Origin of the sequence: Kitasatospora sp. NPDC092286 (assembly GCF_044755565.1) — a bacterium.
Lineage (GTDB): Bacteria > Actinomycetota > Actinomycetes > Streptomycetales > Streptomycetaceae > Kitasatospora.
Map to the genome: position 1 here is coordinate 28,661 of NZ_JBIVRD010000025.1, position 16,594 is coordinate 45,254.

At 69.9% G+C, this 16,594-nt stretch carries 19 protein-coding genes; 11 read left to right on the forward strand and 8 right to left on the reverse strand.

The window, feature by feature from the left end; translation table 11 throughout:
- The first annotated feature begins 209 nt into the window (after positions 1-209).
- Positions 210-1,700, forward strand: a complete 1,491-nt coding sequence (gene rpsA, locus ACIQIB_RS24280; RefSeq protein WP_329487183.1) for a 30S ribosomal protein S1 — start codon at positions 210-212, stop codon at positions 1,698-1,700.
- 236 nt (positions 1,701-1,936) lie between these two features.
- On the forward strand, positions 1,937-4,195 hold the full coding sequence (locus ACIQIB_RS24285; protein WP_400760554.1) for an MMPL family transporter: 2,259 nt from the start codon (positions 1,937-1,939) through the stop codon (positions 4,193-4,195).
- A 37-nt stretch (positions 4,196-4,232) separates the two neighbouring features.
- Here ACIQIB_RS24285 and ACIQIB_RS24290 read toward each other — a convergent pair whose 3' ends face one another.
- Entirely contained in the window at positions 4,233-4,682 is a 450-nt protein-coding gene (locus ACIQIB_RS24290; RefSeq protein WP_400760556.1) for a MarR family winged helix-turn-helix transcriptional regulator, read from the reverse strand.
- Between the two features lie 62 nt (positions 4,683-4,744).
- On the opposite strand from ACIQIB_RS24290, the gene ACIQIB_RS24295 reads away from it, so the two are divergent.
- Both ACIQIB_RS24295 and coaE read left to right on the forward strand, forming a co-directional pair.
- Positions 4,745-5,386, forward strand: a complete 642-nt coding sequence (locus ACIQIB_RS24295) for an MBL fold metallo-hydrolase (protein WP_363609324.1) — start codon at positions 4,745-4,747, stop codon at positions 5,384-5,386.
- A gap of 72 nt (positions 5,387-5,458) precedes the next feature.
- Positions 5,459-6,055, forward strand: a complete 597-nt coding sequence (gene coaE / locus ACIQIB_RS24300; protein ID WP_400760559.1) for a dephospho-CoA kinase — start codon at positions 5,459-5,461, stop codon at positions 6,053-6,055.
- Positions 6,056-6,145: 90 nt separating this feature from the next.
- Here the strand turns inward: coaE and ACIQIB_RS24305 are convergent, their stop codons facing one another.
- A complete protein-coding gene (locus tag ACIQIB_RS24305) occupies positions 6,146-6,784 on the reverse strand; it encodes an HD domain-containing protein (RefSeq protein ID WP_400658065.1) in 639 nt (212 codons plus the stop codon).
- Positions 6,785-6,843: 59 nt separating this feature from the next.
- A complete protein-coding gene (locus tag ACIQIB_RS24310; RefSeq protein WP_400760562.1) occupies positions 6,844-7,581 on the reverse strand; it encodes a hypothetical protein in 738 nt (245 codons plus the stop codon).
- Positions 7,582-7,657: 76 nt separating this feature from the next.
- Here ACIQIB_RS24310 and ACIQIB_RS24315 point away from each other — a divergent pair, with 76 nt between their 5' ends.
- Positions 7,658-8,548, forward strand: a complete 891-nt coding sequence (locus ACIQIB_RS24315; RefSeq protein ID WP_400760564.1) for a LysR family transcriptional regulator — start codon at positions 7,658-7,660, stop codon at positions 8,546-8,548.
- Positions 8,549-8,782: 234 nt separating this feature from the next.
- Positions 8,783-9,082 carry a hypothetical protein gene (locus ACIQIB_RS24320; RefSeq protein ID WP_400760567.1) on the forward strand — a complete coding sequence of 100 codons (300 nt, stop codon included), beginning with the start codon at positions 8,783-8,785 and terminating at the stop codon, positions 9,080-9,082.
- A gap of 195 nt (positions 9,083-9,277) precedes the next feature.
- Here the strand turns inward: ACIQIB_RS24320 and ACIQIB_RS24325 are convergent, their stop codons facing one another.
- Complete coding sequence (locus ACIQIB_RS24325; protein WP_400760569.1) at positions 9,278-11,074, reverse strand: Scr1 family TA system antitoxin-like transcriptional regulator; 1,797 nt, start codon at positions 11,072-11,074, stop codon at positions 9,278-9,280.
- A gap of 846 nt (positions 11,075-11,920) precedes the next feature.
- Entirely contained in the window at positions 11,921-12,304 is a 384-nt protein-coding gene (locus ACIQIB_RS24330) for a hypothetical protein (protein ID WP_363609310.1), read from the reverse strand.
- A 97-nt stretch (positions 12,305-12,401) separates the two neighbouring features.
- Here ACIQIB_RS24330 and ACIQIB_RS24335 point away from each other — a divergent pair, with 97 nt between their 5' ends.
- Together ACIQIB_RS24335 and ACIQIB_RS24340 are read left to right on the forward strand one after the other, a co-directional pair.
- Positions 12,402-12,899 carry a MarR family winged helix-turn-helix transcriptional regulator gene (locus ACIQIB_RS24335; RefSeq protein WP_363609308.1) on the forward strand — a complete coding sequence of 166 codons (498 nt, stop codon included), beginning with the start codon at positions 12,402-12,404 and terminating at the stop codon, positions 12,897-12,899.
- A gap of 446 nt (positions 12,900-13,345) precedes the next feature.
- Positions 13,346-13,696, forward strand: a complete 351-nt coding sequence (locus ACIQIB_RS24340; RefSeq protein WP_400760571.1) for a hypothetical protein — start codon at positions 13,346-13,348, stop codon at positions 13,694-13,696.
- A 168-nt stretch (positions 13,697-13,864) separates the two neighbouring features.
- On the opposite strand, the gene ACIQIB_RS24345 is transcribed toward ACIQIB_RS24340, so the two are convergent.
- The 3 genes from ACIQIB_RS24345 to ACIQIB_RS24355 all read right to left on the reverse strand — a co-directional run bounded on the left by ACIQIB_RS24345 (position 13,865) and on the right by ACIQIB_RS24355 (position 15,223).
- Positions 13,865-14,074 (reverse strand): DUF397 domain-containing protein, encoded by a 210-nt coding sequence (locus ACIQIB_RS24345; protein ID WP_400658051.1) that lies wholly within the window; start codon positions 14,072-14,074, stop codon positions 13,865-13,867.
- Between the two features lie 88 nt (positions 14,075-14,162).
- On the reverse strand, positions 14,163-14,372 hold the full coding sequence (locus tag ACIQIB_RS24350) for a DUF397 domain-containing protein (protein WP_400658048.1): 210 nt from the start codon (positions 14,370-14,372) through the stop codon (positions 14,163-14,165).
- On the reverse strand, positions 14,369-15,223 hold the full coding sequence (locus tag ACIQIB_RS24355) for a helix-turn-helix domain-containing protein (protein ID WP_400760573.1): 855 nt from the start codon (positions 15,221-15,223) through the stop codon (positions 14,369-14,371). Before ACIQIB_RS24355 ends, ACIQIB_RS24350 begins: the two co-directional genes overlap by 4 nt.
- Before the next feature lie 260 nt (positions 15,224-15,483).
- Here ACIQIB_RS24355 and ACIQIB_RS24360 point away from each other — a divergent pair, with 260 nt between their 5' ends.
- Genes ACIQIB_RS24360 through ACIQIB_RS24370 form a run of 3 tightly spaced genes read left to right on the forward strand, consistent with a single transcriptional unit; the run spans position 15,484 to position 16,426 of the window.
- Positions 15,484-15,951, forward strand: coding sequence for an ATP-binding protein (locus ACIQIB_RS24360; protein WP_400760576.1), 468 nt, complete (start codon positions 15,484-15,486; stop codon positions 15,949-15,951).
- Entirely contained in the window at positions 15,948-16,232 is a 285-nt protein-coding gene (locus ACIQIB_RS24365; protein ID WP_400760578.1) for a hypothetical protein, read from the forward strand. The genes ACIQIB_RS24360 and ACIQIB_RS24365 overlap by 4 nt, the downstream gene beginning before the upstream one ends.
- Entirely contained in the window at positions 16,229-16,426 is a 198-nt protein-coding gene (locus ACIQIB_RS24370; protein WP_400760580.1) for a hypothetical protein, read from the forward strand. Before ACIQIB_RS24365 ends, ACIQIB_RS24370 begins: the two co-directional genes overlap by 4 nt.
- The last annotated feature ends 168 nt before the right edge of the window (positions 16,427-16,594 follow it).

The following is a 16,594-nucleotide window of genomic DNA, read 5'->3' on the forward strand; positions in this document are numbered from 1 at the left end:
TGCGCTGCGGGCCTGCGCGCCTCGGACGGAGCAGGTCGCGCTCGCATCTGTCGAAGACCCCACGGTCGCAAGACGGACACCGGTTTTCTCGCTGTGCGGGAACCTCCGGTGCGCCGTGTTCTTGGCTGTCCGGCTTTCGGTGGGAGCGATACGGGCCCTCCGCGTGGCATTACCTACGACTTCATGTCCGTACCGGAGCCCTTTTCCTAATGACGAGCCCCACCGACTCCTCCCTCAGCACCACCCCGCAGGTCGCGGTCAACGACATCGGCGACGCTGAGGCGTTCCTCGCCGCGATCGACGAGACCATCAAGTACTTCAACGATGGCGACATCGTCGAGGGCGTCATCGTGAAGGTCGACCGTGACGAGGTGCTCCTCGACATCGGTTACAAGACCGAGGGCGTCATCCCGTCCCGTGAGCTCTCGATCAAGCACGACGTTGACCCGCACGAGGTCGTCTCCGTCGGTGACAACATCGAGGCCCTGGTTCTCCAGAAGGAGGACAAGGAGGGTCGTCTCATCCTGTCCAAGAAGCGCGCTCAGTACGAGCGTGCCTGGGGCACGATCGAGAAGATCAAGGAAGAGGACGGCATCGTCACCGGTACCGTCATCGAGGTCGTCAAGGGTGGTCTCATCCTCGACATCGGCCTCCGTGGCTTCCTGCCGGCCTCGCTCGTCGAGATGCGCCGCGTCCGCGACCTCCAGCCCTACGTGGGCAAGGAGCTCGAGGCCAAGATCATCGAGCTGGACAAGAACCGCAACAACGTGGTCCTGTCCCGCCGTGCCTGGCTGGAGCAGACCCAGAGCGAGGTCCGCCAGACCTTCCTCACCACCCTGCAGAAGGGCCAGGTGCGCTCCGGCGTCGTTTCCTCGATCGTCAACTTCGGTGCGTTCGTGGACCTCGGCGGCGTCGACGGTCTGGTTCACGTCTCCGAGCTGTCCTGGAAGCACATCGACCACCCGTCCGAGGTTGTCGAGGTCGGTCAGGAGGTCACCGTCGAGGTTCTCGACGTCGACATGGACCGCGAGCGCGTCTCCCTGTCGCTGAAGGCGACCCAGGAGGACCCGTGGCAGCAGTTCGCCCGTACCCACCAGATCGGCCAGGTCGTCCCGGGTAAGGTCACCAAGCTGGTTCCGTTCGGTGCGTTCGTCCGCGTGGACGAGGGCATCGAGGGTCTGGTCCACATCTCCGAGCTGGCCGAGCGCCACGTCGAGATCCCGGAGCAGGTCGTCCAGGTCGGCGACGAGATCTTCGTCAAGGTCATCGACATCGACCTCGAGCGTCGTCGCATCAGCCTCTCGCTGAAGCAGGCCAACGAGGCCCTCGGTGCCAACCCGGCCGAGGTCGAGTTCGACCCGACCCTGTACGGCATGGCCGCTTCGTACGACGACCAGGGCAACTACATCTACCCGGAGGGCTTCGACCCCGAGGCGAACGACTGGCTGCCCGGCTTCGAGAAGCAGCGTGAGGAGTGGGAGCGCCAGTACGCCGAGGCGCAGTCCCGCTTCGAGCAGCACCAGGCCCAGGTCATCAAGAGCCGTGAGGCCGACGCCGAGGCCGCTGCCGAGGGTGGCGACGCTGTTGCCGCCGCCGCCGGTGGCTCGTACTCCTCCAGCAGCGACGAGGGCTCCGGCGCTCTCGCTTCGGACGAGGCCCTGGCCGCCCTGCGCGAGAAGCTGGCGGGTGGCCAGAGCTGAGGCTCTGACCCTGCCGGTCGCTAGCGCATAGCGACACCGCTTGAGCGATGCGCCCCACCCGGATTTCCGGGTGGGGCGCATTGTTTTTCCTCTTCACTTATTTGTCCCTTATGTGAAGGATTTTTGTGATAAGGGGCTCATCTGTTCACTATGTGCCGTTCGGGACCTAGGACCTACCTTGGGATGAGTTGCCCGATCGGGCTGCTCACCGGCCCCGCACGCTAGGCACCCTGTATATGCGCCGTAGCACCGCAGTGACCCCCCTCCCCGCCGCCGCCTCCGCCGCTGTTTCCGCCTCCGCCGACAACAAGGTCGACGGGCGGCTCGCCGCCCTCGGCCGGTTCTGCTTCCGGCACCGGCGCTGGGTGCTCGGGTTCTGGGCCGTGGTCCTGGTGGTCGGGGTGCTGATCGGCGGCCGGGTCTTCGCGGGTTCGGTGGCCGGCGCCTCCTCGGCCAGCTCCGAGGCGGACCGCGGCGGGGCGGTGGTCGCCGCGGCCGATCCGGTCAGGGGCACCGTCACCGCCGTGGTGGACGGCAGGCCCGTCGACGACCAGGCGGTACGGGACGCCGTCACCCGCGCCACCGCCGAGATCGCCGCGCTGCCCGGGGTCTCCTCGGCCACCGACGCCTACGGCACCGACCCGGCCGCCGCCGCCCTGCGCTCCGCCGACGGGAACGCGAGCCTGATCTCCGTCCGGATGGCCGAGACCAGCACCGACGCCCAGACCGGCGCCGTCACCCAGCGGCTGGCGGACCTCAAGGCCGACGGCGCCCACGTCACCGTCGGCGGGGACCTGGTGCTCCAGGACGAGGTCAAGAAGCAGACCGAGCGGGACACCCGCTTCGGCGAGATCGTCACCCTGCCGCTCACCCTGATCGTCATGGTGCTGGTCTTCGGCGGGCTGGCCGCCGCCAGCCTGCCCGTGATCGGCGCGGTGGCCTCGGTGGGGGGCGCACTTCTGGCCATGTTCGGCTTCAGCAAGCTCATGGACATCGACACCAGCGTGCTGCCGATCGCCACCGTCCTGGGCCTGGGCCTGTCGATCGACTACGCGCTGCTCATGGTGAATCGTTTCCGCGAGGAACGCGGCCAGGGCGCGTCCATCGACGCCGCCGTCGAACGGACCGCCGCCACCGCCGGCCGGACCGTCGCCTTCTCCGGGCTGACCGTCGCCGTCGCGCTCTCCGGCCTCTTCATCTTCACCAGCCCGGTGCTCGGGGCGGTCGCCGCCGCCGGGGTGAGCGTGGTGGTGATCGCCGTCGCCGCCGCGCTCACCCTCATCCCCGCCCTGCTCGGCTTCGCCGGCCGCCGGATCAAGGCGCCCGCCGCGCCCGTCCCCGACGAGGGCTTCTTCAGCCGCACCGTCCGGCGGGTGCGCAAGCGCGCGGTGCCCGTCGCACTCGCCTGCACCGCGCTGCTGATGGCCGCCGGGGCACCGTTCCTCCACGCCGAGATGCGCAACTCCGGCGCCGCCGTGCTGCCGGCCGCCTCGGCCGGCCGACAGGTCGCCGACACCATCGACCAGCGCTTCCCGCAGGTCTCGCCGGCGGCGGTCACCGTGGTGGTCGAGAGCGGCGCGCCCGCCGCCCAGGCGTACGCGGACAGCGTGGTCGCCAAGCTCCCCGGTGTCAGCGGGGTCCGGGCGGTGACCCCGGTCACCGACACCCTCTCCACCATCGACGTGCTGGTGCACGGCGACCCCCAGGGCGGACCGGCCAAGCAGGTGGTCGAGGAGCTGCGGGCCGACCGCGGCGGGCTCACCACCTACGTCACCGGCGGAGCCGCCTCCGTGGTCGACTTCCAGCACGAGCTGCTGACCCGCGGCCCCTGGGCGCTCGGCCTGGTCGCGGTCGGGACCCTGATCCTGCTGTTCCTGATGACCGGCTCGGTGGTGATGCCGGTCAAGGCCCTGCTGATGAACCTGCTCTCGCTCGGCGCCTCGCTGGGCGCGCTCACGCTGATCTTCCAGGACGGCTACTTCAGCGGCCTGCTCGGCTTCAGCCCCACCGGCGGGCTGGAGACCTTCATCCCGGTCCTGGTCTTCGCCTTCGCCTTCGGGCTCTCCATGGACTACGAGGTCTTCCTGCTCGCGCGGATCAAGGAGCTGCGTGACAAGGGACACAGCTGCACCCGCGCCGTTGAACTGGGCGTCCAGCGCAGCGGGAAGATCATCACCTCGGCGGCCCTGCTGATGGTGATCGTCTTCGCCGGCTTCGCCGCCGGGGACATGCTGATGGTCAAGCAGATGGGCATCGCGCTCGCCGTCGCCGTGGCCGTCGACGCCACCCTGGTCCGCTGCCTGCTCGTCCCCGCCGCGATGAGCCTCTTCGGCGAGTTCAACTGGTGGGCCCCGGCCCCGCTGCGCCGCCTCCACCGCCGCTTCGGGCTCAGCGAGCACGTCGACCTGCCCGCGATCGAGCCCGCCATCGAGCCCGCCGCGCTCCCGGCGCCGCGGCCGGAGCCGAAGAAGACGCTGGTCGGCTCGACGCCCTGATCCTGTTGTCCTGACTCGGCTGCCCCGACCGGGCCGCTCAGCGGAGCCGGCGCAGCAGCGTGACGCTGTCGCGGAGGGTCTGCTGCTCGGCGGGGGTGAGGCGGGTCTCGATGGCGTCGGCGATCCAGGCCTCGCGGCGGGCACGCTGGTCGTGCAGGGCGGCGCGGCCGGCGTCGGTGGCGGTGATCAGGAGCTTGCGGCCGTCGGTGGCGTGCGGCTGCTGGGTGACCAGGCCGGCCTCGATCAGCAGGGCGACCGTCCGGGCCATCGACTGGTGGCGGACCCGCTGGAGGGCGGCCAGTTCGCTGACGGTGCAGGCGCGCTCGTCACGGACCAGCAGACCGAGGACGCCGGCCTGGTTCTGCGGCAGGGTGTCGCCGGGGCGCATCGCGCGGACCAGGTCGCCGATGGCGGCGCGGAGGTCGGCGGCGAGTTCCAGCGTGTCGGGGCGGGGGGCGGGGCCGTCGGTGGGCTGGGGGCTGCTCATAGGAGAAGTCTATCGTCAGGTTGTACAGCAAAACTGCACAGCCTTGCTGTACTGTTTTCGCCATGCGAATCACCAAGTTCGGACATGCCTGCGTACGCCTGGAGCACGGCGGCACCACCGTCGTCGTCGACCCCGGGGTGTTCACCGATCCGGCCGCCCTCGCGGGGGCGGATGCCGTCCTGATCACCCATGAGCACGTGGACCACTTCGAGGAGGCCCGGCTGCGCGCCGCGCTGGAGGCCGACCCGGCGCTGCGGGTGTGGACCAACAGCGCGGTGGCCGCGCAGCTGGACGGTGCGGCGCAGCGGGTGACGGTGGTCGGCGAGGGCGACGCCTTCCAGGTCGGCGGGATCGACGTCTCGGTGCACGGCGAGTGGCACGCGGTGATCCACCCGGACATCCCGCTGGTGAAGAACATCGGCTTCCTCTTCGACGGCCGGCTCTTCCACCCCGGCGACGCGCTCACCGTGCCGCCGCACACCGTGGAGACGCTGCTGCTGCCGATCGCCGCGCCGTGGACCAAGATCTCCGAGCTGATCGACTACGTCCGGGAGGCGGGCCCGCGGCAGGCGCTCCCGATCCATGACGCGGTGCTCAGCCCGGTGGGCCTGGCGCTGCACACCCGGCTGGTGGGGCCCGGCGGCCCGGGGACGGGCGCGGAGCTGCGGACCCTGGGGGAGGGCGAGAGCCTCGATCTGGCCTGACGCCGTTGTGGGCGGGCCGACGTCGCCGTGGGCGGCCCGACGCCGCTTCGCCCGCGCCGGTAGCCTGGCGCCATGCTGAAGATCGGACTGACGGGTGGCATCGGCGCGGGCAAGAGCGAGGTGTCGCGGCTGCTCGCCGCCCATGGCGCGGTGATCGTGGACTCCGATGTGATCGCCCGCGAGGTGGTCGCCCCCGGCACGCCGGGCCTGGCGGCCGTGGTCGGCGAGTTCGGCCCGGAGATCCTGCGGCCGGACGGCTCGCTGGACCGCCCCGCGCTGGGCGCCGTGGTCTTCGCCGACCCGGAGCGGCTCAAGGCGCTGAACGCCATCGTCCACCCGCTGGTCCGGGCCCGCTCCGCCGAACTGGAGGAGGCCGCCGCGCCGGACGCGGTGGTGGTGCACGACGTCCCGCTGCTCGCCGAGAACGGTCTCGCCCCGCTGTACGACCTGGTGATCGTGGTCGACGCCGAGGACGACGTCCGGGTCGACCGGCTGGTCCGCCTGCGCGGCATGGCCGAGGAGGAGGCCCGGGCCCGGATGGCCGCCCAGGCCACCCGGGCCGGCCGGCTCGCCGTCGCGGACGTGGTGATCGACAACAGCGGCCCGCTGGACGTCCTGGCTCCCCGGGTCGCCGAGGTCTGGGACGGGCTGAAGACGCGTCGGGCCTGATCCGGCCGGACTCCTCCGCGGCGGGGACTGCGGACGGACGGTCACGGCACTTTCGCGCCACCCGCGGTGGCGCACTGTCCGCCTCCGCGATCACTCCGGCCAGTCGGAGCGCTCGATCACCTCGACGAAGTCGGTCCGTTTGAAACCGGGGCTGAACCGGGCCAGCACATCGGCCTTGACGTTGCCGAAGGTGGTCTCCGGCTTGGGCGCGATGCCCTCGTGGAAGGCGCGCAGGATGCCGCGCTTGAAGTCCGGCCGGGGGTGGGCGGCGACGACCGCGTCCCGGGCGCCGGCGTCGATGTCGTGGTAGCCGATGCCGAGCACGTCCAGCTCGACACCGGCGGTGGTGAGGGCGATCTCGGGCTCCAGGTACTCCGGGATCCCGGGCGTGGTGTGCAGGGCGATGGCCTCCCAGACGAGGCGGACCCGTCGCTCGTCCACCCCGTGCCCGCGCAGGAAGGCGGCCGCCGCCTCGGCGCCGTCGACCTCGAACCGCCGCCCGGAGGCGCGGTGTTCGGGCCCGAGGCCGAGGTCGTGGAACATCGCGGCGAGGTAGAGCAGTTCGGGGTCGAAGGTGAGGCCGCGCCGCTGCCCCTGGAGGGCGCCGAAGAGGTGGACCCGGCGCGAGTGGTGGTACAGCAGTTCGGTGGTGGCATCGCGGACGAGTTCGGTGGCCTCGGTGGCGAGCTTGCTGTCGGGGATCTTCACCCCGGCGATCTCGGTGGTCATGCGGGTCTCTCCTCGGTTCTTCGGCTCGTTTCGGGTTTCCGGTTTTCCTGCTTTTCCGGTCAGACGCCGACGCCGGTTCCGTGCTCGACCGCGGACGCGTGCTCGACCGCGGCTGCGGCGAGCGCGCGGATCGCGGGGTGGGCGCGGGTGCCGTCCCCGGCGAGTTCGGGCTGGAACAGCGAGGCCAGGAAGAACGGGTGGCCGGGCAGTTCGAGCACCCGCACCTCGCCGGTGCCGTCCACACCACTGAACCGCAGCCCGCGCCCGCGCAGTCGCGCCAGGTAGTCGGCGTTCAGTCCGTACGCGCAGTGGTACCGCTCCAGGGTGCGGGTGGTTCCGAAGACCCGCTCGGCGAGTGAGCCGGGAGTGATCTCCACCGTGCCCTCGTGCCCGACCAGCGAACAGGTGAGCGGCACGATCAGCAGCTCGTCCCGCTCGGGGTGCGACTCGCCGTGTGCGGCGCCGCCGATCCCGCAGACGTCGCGCGCGTACTCCAGCACCGCGTGCTGGAAGCCCGCACAGGTGCCGAGGAACGGGATGCCGCGTTCCCGGGCGGTCCGGACGGCGGCCAGGGCACCCGCCTCGCTGCGGTACGGGCTGCCGGGGAGCAGCCAGATGGCGTCGAAGCCGTCGAGCGCGGTGGGCGTTCCGGCGTCCTCGGTGGGGATCCAGTAGGCGTCCAGGACGAGCTGGTCGTGCTCGGCGAGCGCGTCGAGCAGGCCGGGGACGCGGGCGTGCGAGCGGACGGCGGGGGAGCGGTCGCCGACCAGGGCGATGCGGGGGGTCAGATAGGCCATGCGGCTATCCTCACTCCCGGGCCGACATCAGTGCCAACGATGATTTCTTACTCTCTGATCAGAGGATCTGATAGCCGTGGATCCGCACCTGCTGCGCACCTTCGTCACCGTGACCCGTCTCGGCTCGTTCTCCGAGGCGGCCCGGGAGCTGGGCTACACCCAGTCCGCGGTCTCCCAGCAGATCACCGTGCTGGAGGCCGACCTCGGGGTCGCCCTGCTGAACCGCCGCCCGGTCGGCCCCACCGAGGCGGGCGGGCGGCTGCTGGAGCACGCCGGTCCGCTGCTGGTGCGGCTGGACGCGGCGCGCGCCGATGTCGCACGCCTGGCGGGTGCTCCGAGCGCCCGGCTGGTGCTCGGCACCACCCCGCTCGCGATGGGCGCCGCCCTGGGGAGCGCACTCGCCGAAGTGCGCCGGGTGTACCCGCGGGTGGACCTCGTGGTCCGGGTGCTGTCCCAGGGCGCGCTGCCCGCCCAGGTGGCCACCGGCGAGGTGGACCTCGCCCTGATCGACGGCCTGGCCGCGCCCAGCGACCCCCTGCCGCTCCCGGACGTCGGCCCGCTCGCCACGGTGGCGGTCGCCGAGCAGCCGCTCGCCGTCGCGCTCCCCACCGGCCACCCGCTGGCCGGCCGCCCCGGGCTCGCCCTCGCCGACCTCTCCTCCGCCCGCTGGCTCGACGCCCCGGACCTCGCGCCCGCCGCCGCCCGCCTGCGCGCCGCCACCGGCATCGACGGCTTCCGCCCCGCCACCCGCTACCAGGGCACCGACCTGCGCGGCCTGCTCACCCTGGTCGCCGCCGGCCACGGCCTCGCCGTCCTCCCCGTCTCCGCCCTGGACGCCGCCCCCGGCATCACCGCCGTCCCGGTCCGCAGCCCCCGTCTGGTCCACCGCACGGAACTCGTCCACGGCAGCCTCCCCGAGGGCCCGGCCGCCCTGCTGGCCCGACTGCTGGACGGGGACCGGACGTGAGCCCCCGCACTGGGTTGTGGGCAAACTGATTGACCGTCAAATATCTTGACCAGCAAAGTCGCTGATCGCTGCGTCGGTGCTCGCCGGGCGCGCGGAGGCAGCCCGGTGGCGGCGGTAGAGTGGGGGTCCTCGGGGCCCCTGTGGGATGCCCGGGTCCTTGCTCGGTCGGACGGTCGAGCCGGTCGCCAGTACCCCGGTCCTGGCGGTCGGCCCGGCCGTTCGCCGGTCGGAGTCATGTACACCGCCGACATAGCAAGGGGGACCACCGTGGCAGATCGCGCGGAACGCGAGGACCAGCAGCCCGAAGGCGAAGAGAGCCGGAAGGCGCCGGACCCCGGGGCCGGGCAGAAGCCGGGTGGACCGAAATCTGCCAGGCCCGCGTGGGTCAGGTGGGGGCGGCGAGCCCTGGGGGTCGGCATCGGCCTCTACAAGGTCCACAAGGCCTGGCGAGCCGTCGAGAGCGTGTTCGGACTCGATGATCCTTCCTCGACCGATGAGCGCTCGCCCGTCGCGGAGTTCTTCGAAGAGCTCTGACCCGCCTGCGGGCTGCGGGGCGTTCGGCCGGTCTGCCAACCGGGCCGGGCGTCGCGGCAGTTCGAAGGTCGACCAACTCCGAGATCATGTAAGCGCCTTGACCGGATGCAAGTGATCTCCCTACCGGAGTCGCCCCTCAGGAGGAGGGGCGACTCCTTTCTCTCCTGCCGTCGGGGTGGACGGCTCGGGCGGTGCTCAGGGCGGCTGGTGGGTGAACCGGTCGCGGGCCTCCGTCAGCGCGGCCAGACTCTCCCATCTGCTCCTGGCCTGCATGAGAAGTCGGACGTGGATCTCCCGGTAGAAGTCCGACCGTGTCGTTCGAGCCGTGAGATCCCGATAGGGGCCCGGTGTCGGATCCGACTCCATGATGTAATCCGCCGAGTCGGGTTGTTCCAGATAGAACATCTCCGCCAGTTCGGCCTCTTGGAACACCAGGTGTGTGAGTGAGGCCAGTGAGGGAGCGACCACACTGTCGAGAGGGATGATCCGGACATTCGTACCCGGTCTGTCGAACGTGTCGATCAGCCGTTGCAGCTGAGAGGCCATCACCTCGGCATTCCCGACCCGACGGTGCAGCACGCTCTCGTCCAGCATGAACACCGACCGTGTGGTGCCTGCAGAGAATCGCCTCTGGCGTTCCATGCGCAACTCGACCAGGCGGTTGGCCCTGGTCCGGCCTGCTTCGCCGAGGCTCTGCGCCAGGACGGCCTTTGCGTAGTCCTCGGTCTGCAGCAGACCGGGCACCGCGCGCGCCTCGTAGGTCCGCAGCTCGGATGCCACGGTCTCCAGTGACATGAGCCGGGTCAGCCAGCCCGGTGTTACGTCGAGATAGTCGTGCCACCAGGCGGGCTGGTTCGCCTGCGCGGTGAGCGACTCCAGCTCCGCGGCCTCCTTGGGAGGGAGCCGGTAGAGCGTGGCAAGCCTGTGGACATCGCTCAGCTGCGGGCGGCTCTGGCCGCGTTCCAAGCGGCTCAGCTTGGAAGCGGACATACCGGCAGCGTCGGCGGCCGCTTTCAGATCGAGGTTCAGACGGAGTCTGCGCAGGCGTGCGCCCAGGAGCATCGCCGCCACTGTGGGATTCGTGGTCCCGGCTTCCGCTGCCGGCCCGTGAGGAAGGGGTGGAGCGGTCGCGGAGTGGTGGGTCGGCCCTGTTGCCGTGCCGAGGCCTCCCGCCGGAACAGTCGGCTTCTCCTGAAGGTGTTTCAACTCCTCTTCGGCGGTGCTTAGCTGATGCCTGAGCTCGGTTATCCGGGCCTGGAGGGCGTCCACGGTTTCATCGGCGTCGCTCTCGGGCGCGCCGATCGACTCGGCAAGGTCGGCCTCCCACAGTCGCCGAAGGGCCTTCAGGTCATCGGCGCTTGCGTCAAGTGCCCTGGCCATCGCGTCAACTACGCGCCAGGGTGGTGATCCTCTACCCCTCAGGACGCGGCTCAGGGTGGAGGTGCTGATGCCGGTGTCTGCGGCGAGCTTGCGGAGGGGGGGCTGCCCGGCGGCCTCGCGAAGCGCGAGCAGGAGCGCCGTGAGGGTCTCGTGTCGGACAGGGGCTTGCTGCTCCGAAGCGGGGTCGCCGAGTGTGGTGCCGTCCGGGCGGCGATCGCGAAGCGCGGGATCGTGGCAACCGGGGCAGCGGCTCCCCTTCCGGTCGGCGGGCCTTCGCGTGCCGAACCGGCTTCCACAGCCCTCGCAGGTGTCCGACACGGCTGCGATGAGGCCGTGCAGGCCTGATTCGATCCGGAGTTCGAGATTGAGCTCGCGACGACGCTCCGCCCATGCCCGGCGGTCACCGTTCCATGCGGTGACAAGGACTGCCAGCACTTCCCGGGACGGCGTTCTGGTCCCACTGAGTGCGGCGTAGATCGTCGAGACGGGGATGCCGGTGGCCTGATGAGTCTCGGCCACCGTGAGGTGCGCGGCCTCTCTCAGGGCCCGCAGCTCGCTCGCGAACTCTGCGAGAGGGCCCGAGGTTTCGTTGAGTGAGTGGGGGCGGCCCATGCGCTTCTCCTTGCTCGACAGGCGGGTGCCATCGCCTCTGTTCTCGGATTGTCTCGCTTCGGTGAAACAGTCATCTATGATGTAACGGACGGTTGATGACGAACCCTCAGGCGATATGGCCGGAGGCATGCCTTGCCCCTGATCGGCCCTGGGTGTGGCCTCGGCTGTCTTCGTGGGCCGTGCGCGATGCCTGCCGTGCGGGAGGAGCTGGTGATGAGGAGAACCGAGCAGGAGACGACCTTGTGCACCCCTCCCTGCGAGTCGACTGCCGTCGACGGCGGCGGTCTTTCCCAAGCGTCCAGATGTGCGAGACGCTCAGCGGGACTGCCATCCCACTGAGCGTCACGGCAGCCCGAGAGCGTGCCAACTCGCGGGTCGTCCAAGCGCCTTGACCGGATGCGGACGAACCCACCTACCGGATTCACCCTCCGAGAGCAGAGGGCCGGCCCTCTCCCGAGGGCTTCCGGAGCGGTGATCAAGTCTTACCATCCGCCCTCCTGACCAGCGCCTTTGCGGCGGGGCGGTCAGTAGGGGACGTGATGGGGGACCATTACAACCAGGTTGTGCTTGATGATTCTAGCAAGGCCTCAACTCCCAGCACTGAAGCGGAGTCGATCTACACGGCCGCACGGGTTCGGCCTTCGCGGGTCAAGGGCGGCTGGGTGCTGTTGCAGGGGTGAACCTCCAACTGCCCTGCCCCGCCCCGTCCGTGCTGTTGGAGGGCCGTCGACGGGCCGGAGCGCCGGTGTGCTTCGGTGCTGTCGCGGATGACGTCATCCGCGGGTACCGGGTTGAGTACCCGGTGCGCGCCGGGAGCGGCTGTCAGGGGGTGGTCCTGCCGTGCGCTCAGGCCGTCTCTCCGGCCACTCCGCTGCGGCCGGCCGGGACCCCTTCGACGGTCACCATGGTCTGTGCCCGGACGCCGTCGCCCAGTACCCCGGCGACGGCGTCCGTGATGGCGGTGACCAGCCTGGTGGGCGCGTCCGGGACGTGGGTGAGGTGGTAGGCGGCCTCGCGCATGGCGAGGGTGACCAGCGGGGCGTCGTCGTTGGTGGGGGTGCCGCCGATGCCCCGACGGTGTTGCGGGACGCCGATCAGCTCTACGGCGACCAGGGGGCGGACCTCCTCGCCGTAGACGGAGGTGACGGCGGCGGTCAGGGCGCCGATGAGCTTCGGTTCGACGGTTCCGTCGAGGGTTTCCTCGCGGAGGTGCAGGCTGAGGTGCGGCATGGCGGAGCTCCGTTCGGGTCGGTTCGTACCATGGGTGCGCGTTCGCTTTGCATGTAAAACATCTTTGCTTTCAAAGGTAAGTGGACGGGAGTGCGTGATGTCAACGCCGAAGGCGCGGGAAACCGGGGGCAGTTGGCCCGGCGGCGGTGGGGCCGACGACGCGGTCAGGGCGTTGCTGCTGCTCATGCCCCGGATGGTCGGCCGGGTGAAGAGGATCCCCGTTCCCGAGGCGCTGCGGTCGTTCCCGCTGGCGCCACGACACCTGTCGCTGCTGTCGTACCTGCTGTTCGACGGGCCGATGACCGTCAACGAGCTGGCCGCCCGGCTGGAGGTCGCGCCGACGACGGTGAGCCTGATGGTCAGCGAGCTGAGCCGGATGGGCGTTCTGGAGCGGCGTGAGGACGAGGCCGACCGACGTCGTCGAATCGTCGGCATCGCCCCCGGGCATCGGCCCGCCATCGCCGGCTGGCTGGCCCCGGGGGCGGCCGCCTGGCGGAAGGCGCTGGAGCCGCTGACGCCGGAGCAGCGGCGGATGTTCGTGGAGACACTGCTCGCGTACGAGGCCGCAGTCGCCGAAGGGGGCGACCGCGACTGAGCCCGCGCGACGTTGGCCGGCGGAGCGGTGACCCGGTCGATCGAGGGCCACTTGCTCTGCAAGGGTGGAGAGCGTGGTCGGCCCGAACGTGTCGGCGAGCGCGGCCATGCGTCGGGGCCCGGCTGTTCGGGCCCTGACATTCCCCGCCGGGCAGCCGAACGTTCCTTTTCCCGTTGCAGGGCTGGGTTTTACCAGTTGTCGCGGATTCGCACAGGAGCGCGCCGAAGAGAGTGCGGAGCACTTTCCCGGCTTGCGTGGGAAACGGGTGCTTCCGCCCGTTGCCGCGAAACGGACATCCGCTCTATTTCGGTGTTGACGCCATTTGTCGGTCTCGTCACTCTCGAAGAGTGCCGAGGACGAATCCGCGGGGGGACTGCCGCGGCCGGTCGGGCCTCGTGCTGACCTACCTGTGGAGGGAACTCGTGTCCAAGAGCCGTGCTGTTCTCGTGAGGTTCGGAACCGGGGCCGTGGCCCTGGCCGCCCTGCTGGTGCCGGTCGTCGGCGCCCCCGCCGCCTCGGCGGCCACGCCCGCCGACTCCTGCACCAACAACTGGAGCATCAGCTCGGGCGAGGGCTACGCCAACGGAAAGTGGTGCAACAACAACACCAAGGTCATCGGCACCGTGCACGACACCAAGGCGGACGGCCGCTGTCCCTACGTGCAGGGCAATCTCTCGAACGGGGGCCACGCCGACAGCAACTGGGCGGGCGGCAAGGGGAAGTCCCGCGCGTTCACCCTCTACGCGCCGTCGGGCACGCACTTCACCTCCCTCTCGATGAGGTACATCAGCTGCTGAGAGCGGGCGCGTTCAGCTCTCCTCGTCCGGACGGCGGCGACCCGGCGCGAGGTGAGGCCTCTTCCACCTCGCCCCACGCCGGGTCGGGCCGATCATCTCACCCCCGGGCGGCCTGGGCATGCAGCAGCCCCGCGCCACCGTGGCGCGGGGCTGCTGAACGGAGGCTGATCAGAGGTGGCCGGGGAAGTCCCCGGCGCGGATGCCGGCGACGAAGGCCTGCCAGCTGTGGGTGGTGAAGGGCAGCACGGGCCCGTCGGGGTCCTTGCTGTCTCGCACTGGCACGGCACCCCGAAGGCTCTCGGCAACCTCGATGCAGTTGCCGCCTTCACTGCCGCTGTAACTGCTCTTGCGCCATGTCAGGTCGGTTGCCACGTTCATGTCCTCCTGCTCCCGCTTGTACTGCCGAGGCCTGTATGGATTTCGTGGGCCCTACGCCGTGGCGCAGGGCCCACGGAGGAGGGGAAGTTCAGGAACGGGCGGCGAATTCGCCGGCGCGGACGCCAGCGACGAACGCCTGCCAGCCGTCGGTGCTGAAGGCCAGCGCGGGTCCGTTGGGGTCCTTGCTGTCTCGCACAGGGACTACTCCGGTGAAACCGTCGGCGATCTCGACGCAGTCGCCTTGGCCGTTGCTGTATGTGCTCTTGCGCCACCGGACGCCCTGGAAGCTCTGCTTCATTCCGTGTACTCCTTTGCGACTTTCCTCAACCATGAGATGGATTTCTCGGGTTGGACCGAAGATGCCATGAGGCGTAGGAACGCGTCCTCGTGGCGCTCAACCTCAGACTGCCGCTCCGTGTAGATACTGCTGGTCGTTGCTTCGGTGTAGGCCACGCTCCCCGGGATGTCGCTGAACGACAGCACGGAGAACGATGCGCCCATGGCCGCATGTGCTCCGGCCGAGAACGGGAGCACTTGGATCGTGATGTTGGGTCGTTCGTCCGCCATGGTCGCGAGATGGTTCAACTGCTCGCTCATGGCGGGAACGCCACCTACTGGTCGCCGTATGACGGCCTCGCCGATGATGGCCCAGAACTGAGGCGGGTCGGGGCGATCGAGGATGTGCTGACGCTCCATGCGGAGTGCAACTCTTCGTTCCACTCCGTCAGCTGACTCGGTCGGATTCATCGCCCTGATGACATGCCGCGCGTACTTCTCGGTCTGAAGCAGTCCCGGGACCAACTCGCATTGATACGTGGCGATCTTCGCCGCGTCCGATTCGAAGCCCACATAGGCGCGGAACCACTCCGGCAGCGCATCACCGTAGGCGTGCCACCAGCCCTGCTGCCGGCTCTGCCGGGTCAGACTGAGGAAGTGCTTCACCTCATCGGGTGAACTCACGCCGTAGTGAGTCAGCAGCTTCGCGGCATCTCGTTCTTGTAGCGGGACTTGGCCGCTCTCGATGCGGCTCAGCTTCGAAGCGGACCAGCCGAGCGCAGCGGCCACATCCTTGGCGTTCAGCTCGCGCGATGCGCGCAACTTGCCAAGCTCGCCGCCGAGCCTACGCCGCAGCACGGTCGGACTGCCCACTCGTCACACTCCCTGGCTGGTTGGTTCCTTGCATAGTCTGCCACCTCCTCCTGGGGCTCAATCCTCTTTCTAGATCAAGCAATTGCCAGATGGAAGCAGTTGCATGCAATCACTGTTCAAGGGCATGCTACACGGAGTAGCCCAACGGTTCGCCTGAGTGATCAAGCGAGCTGCCGGCCGGGCATCCCTTTGCCCCGGCCGGGCTGCTGCTTGGCCTCACCACGCCTTCAACTCCCTGTACTTCGGAAGGTGGCTCCGCCATGCCTCAAACCCCCCACAAGCTCCCCACCCCCACCCCTGCCCCCAACCCCTCCGTGAGCAGTAGCTGCTGGCTGCCCCGCAGTCGGCGTTCGCCCGAGGGGGCCCGTCGTCACCTGGAGAAGCTGCTCGCCGGCTTCCCCGGCGGTCAGCGCTTCGCCGAGGACGGGCTGTTGCTGGTCAGCGAGTTGGTGACCAACGCCGTCCTCCACGGCACGCCCGTCGACAACAAGATCTGGCTCGCGCTCGACGTGAACGACCTCCGCCTCCGCATCGAGGTGCACGACGCCCGGGGGGAGCGCGAACCGGTGATTCGCGCCGCAACCGGCGCGGACAACGAGTCGGGGCGCGGCCTGCTGCTGGTCAAGTCCCTCTCCCAGCGCTGGGGATGCTGCCCCCGCTTCCCCATCGGGAAGATCGTCTGGTGCGAGTGCGCCCCGACGGCCGACCGCGCGGAGGCCGTCGCGTGAGGGACAACCGCCTGGTCACGGCCGAGATCACCGGCATCATGCCGCCGACGATCTACTTCCTCCTCCCCAAGGCGCTCTCGGCGCTCTGGTTCTCCCTCCAGTTCCGCTCTCTCGGCAGACCCCAGTGGGAGTGGTTCGAGCGCTACCTCACCGGCCCCAGCGCCGAACGCTTCGTCGTCGAGTACCTCAACCACACCGGCCCGCTGTCGCTGCCGGTGATCCTCCCCGAGAGCGTTCACCACCTGCGCATCCGCTGGACCACCCCGGAAGGTGACCAGTGATCCGCGGCAGACTGCTCCGGCTGCTCCACGCCCCGGGCGACTGGTGGTTCCTCCACTGCTCCCGCGCCCCGGTCGCCCGCCTCCTCCGTGCCGAACGCCGCCGCCTCGAAGCCGAGTTCGCGCAGTGGCTCCCCGAAGCCTCGGCCCGCGTCCGCCAACACGTCCTGAAAGCCATCACCGACGATCCCCGCTGACGCGGGAGGCCGCCGAGCCCCGACCCGCTGGGGCCGGCACACTCCCGTGCCGGCCCCCGAGCGCTGACGACACACGGCACGGAGCGAGGTTCCACCCGAACGCGACCACCCCCGACGCGAACGGGCTCCGATCCCGGGACTGCTTTTCGGCCGAACTCCGAAGGCCAC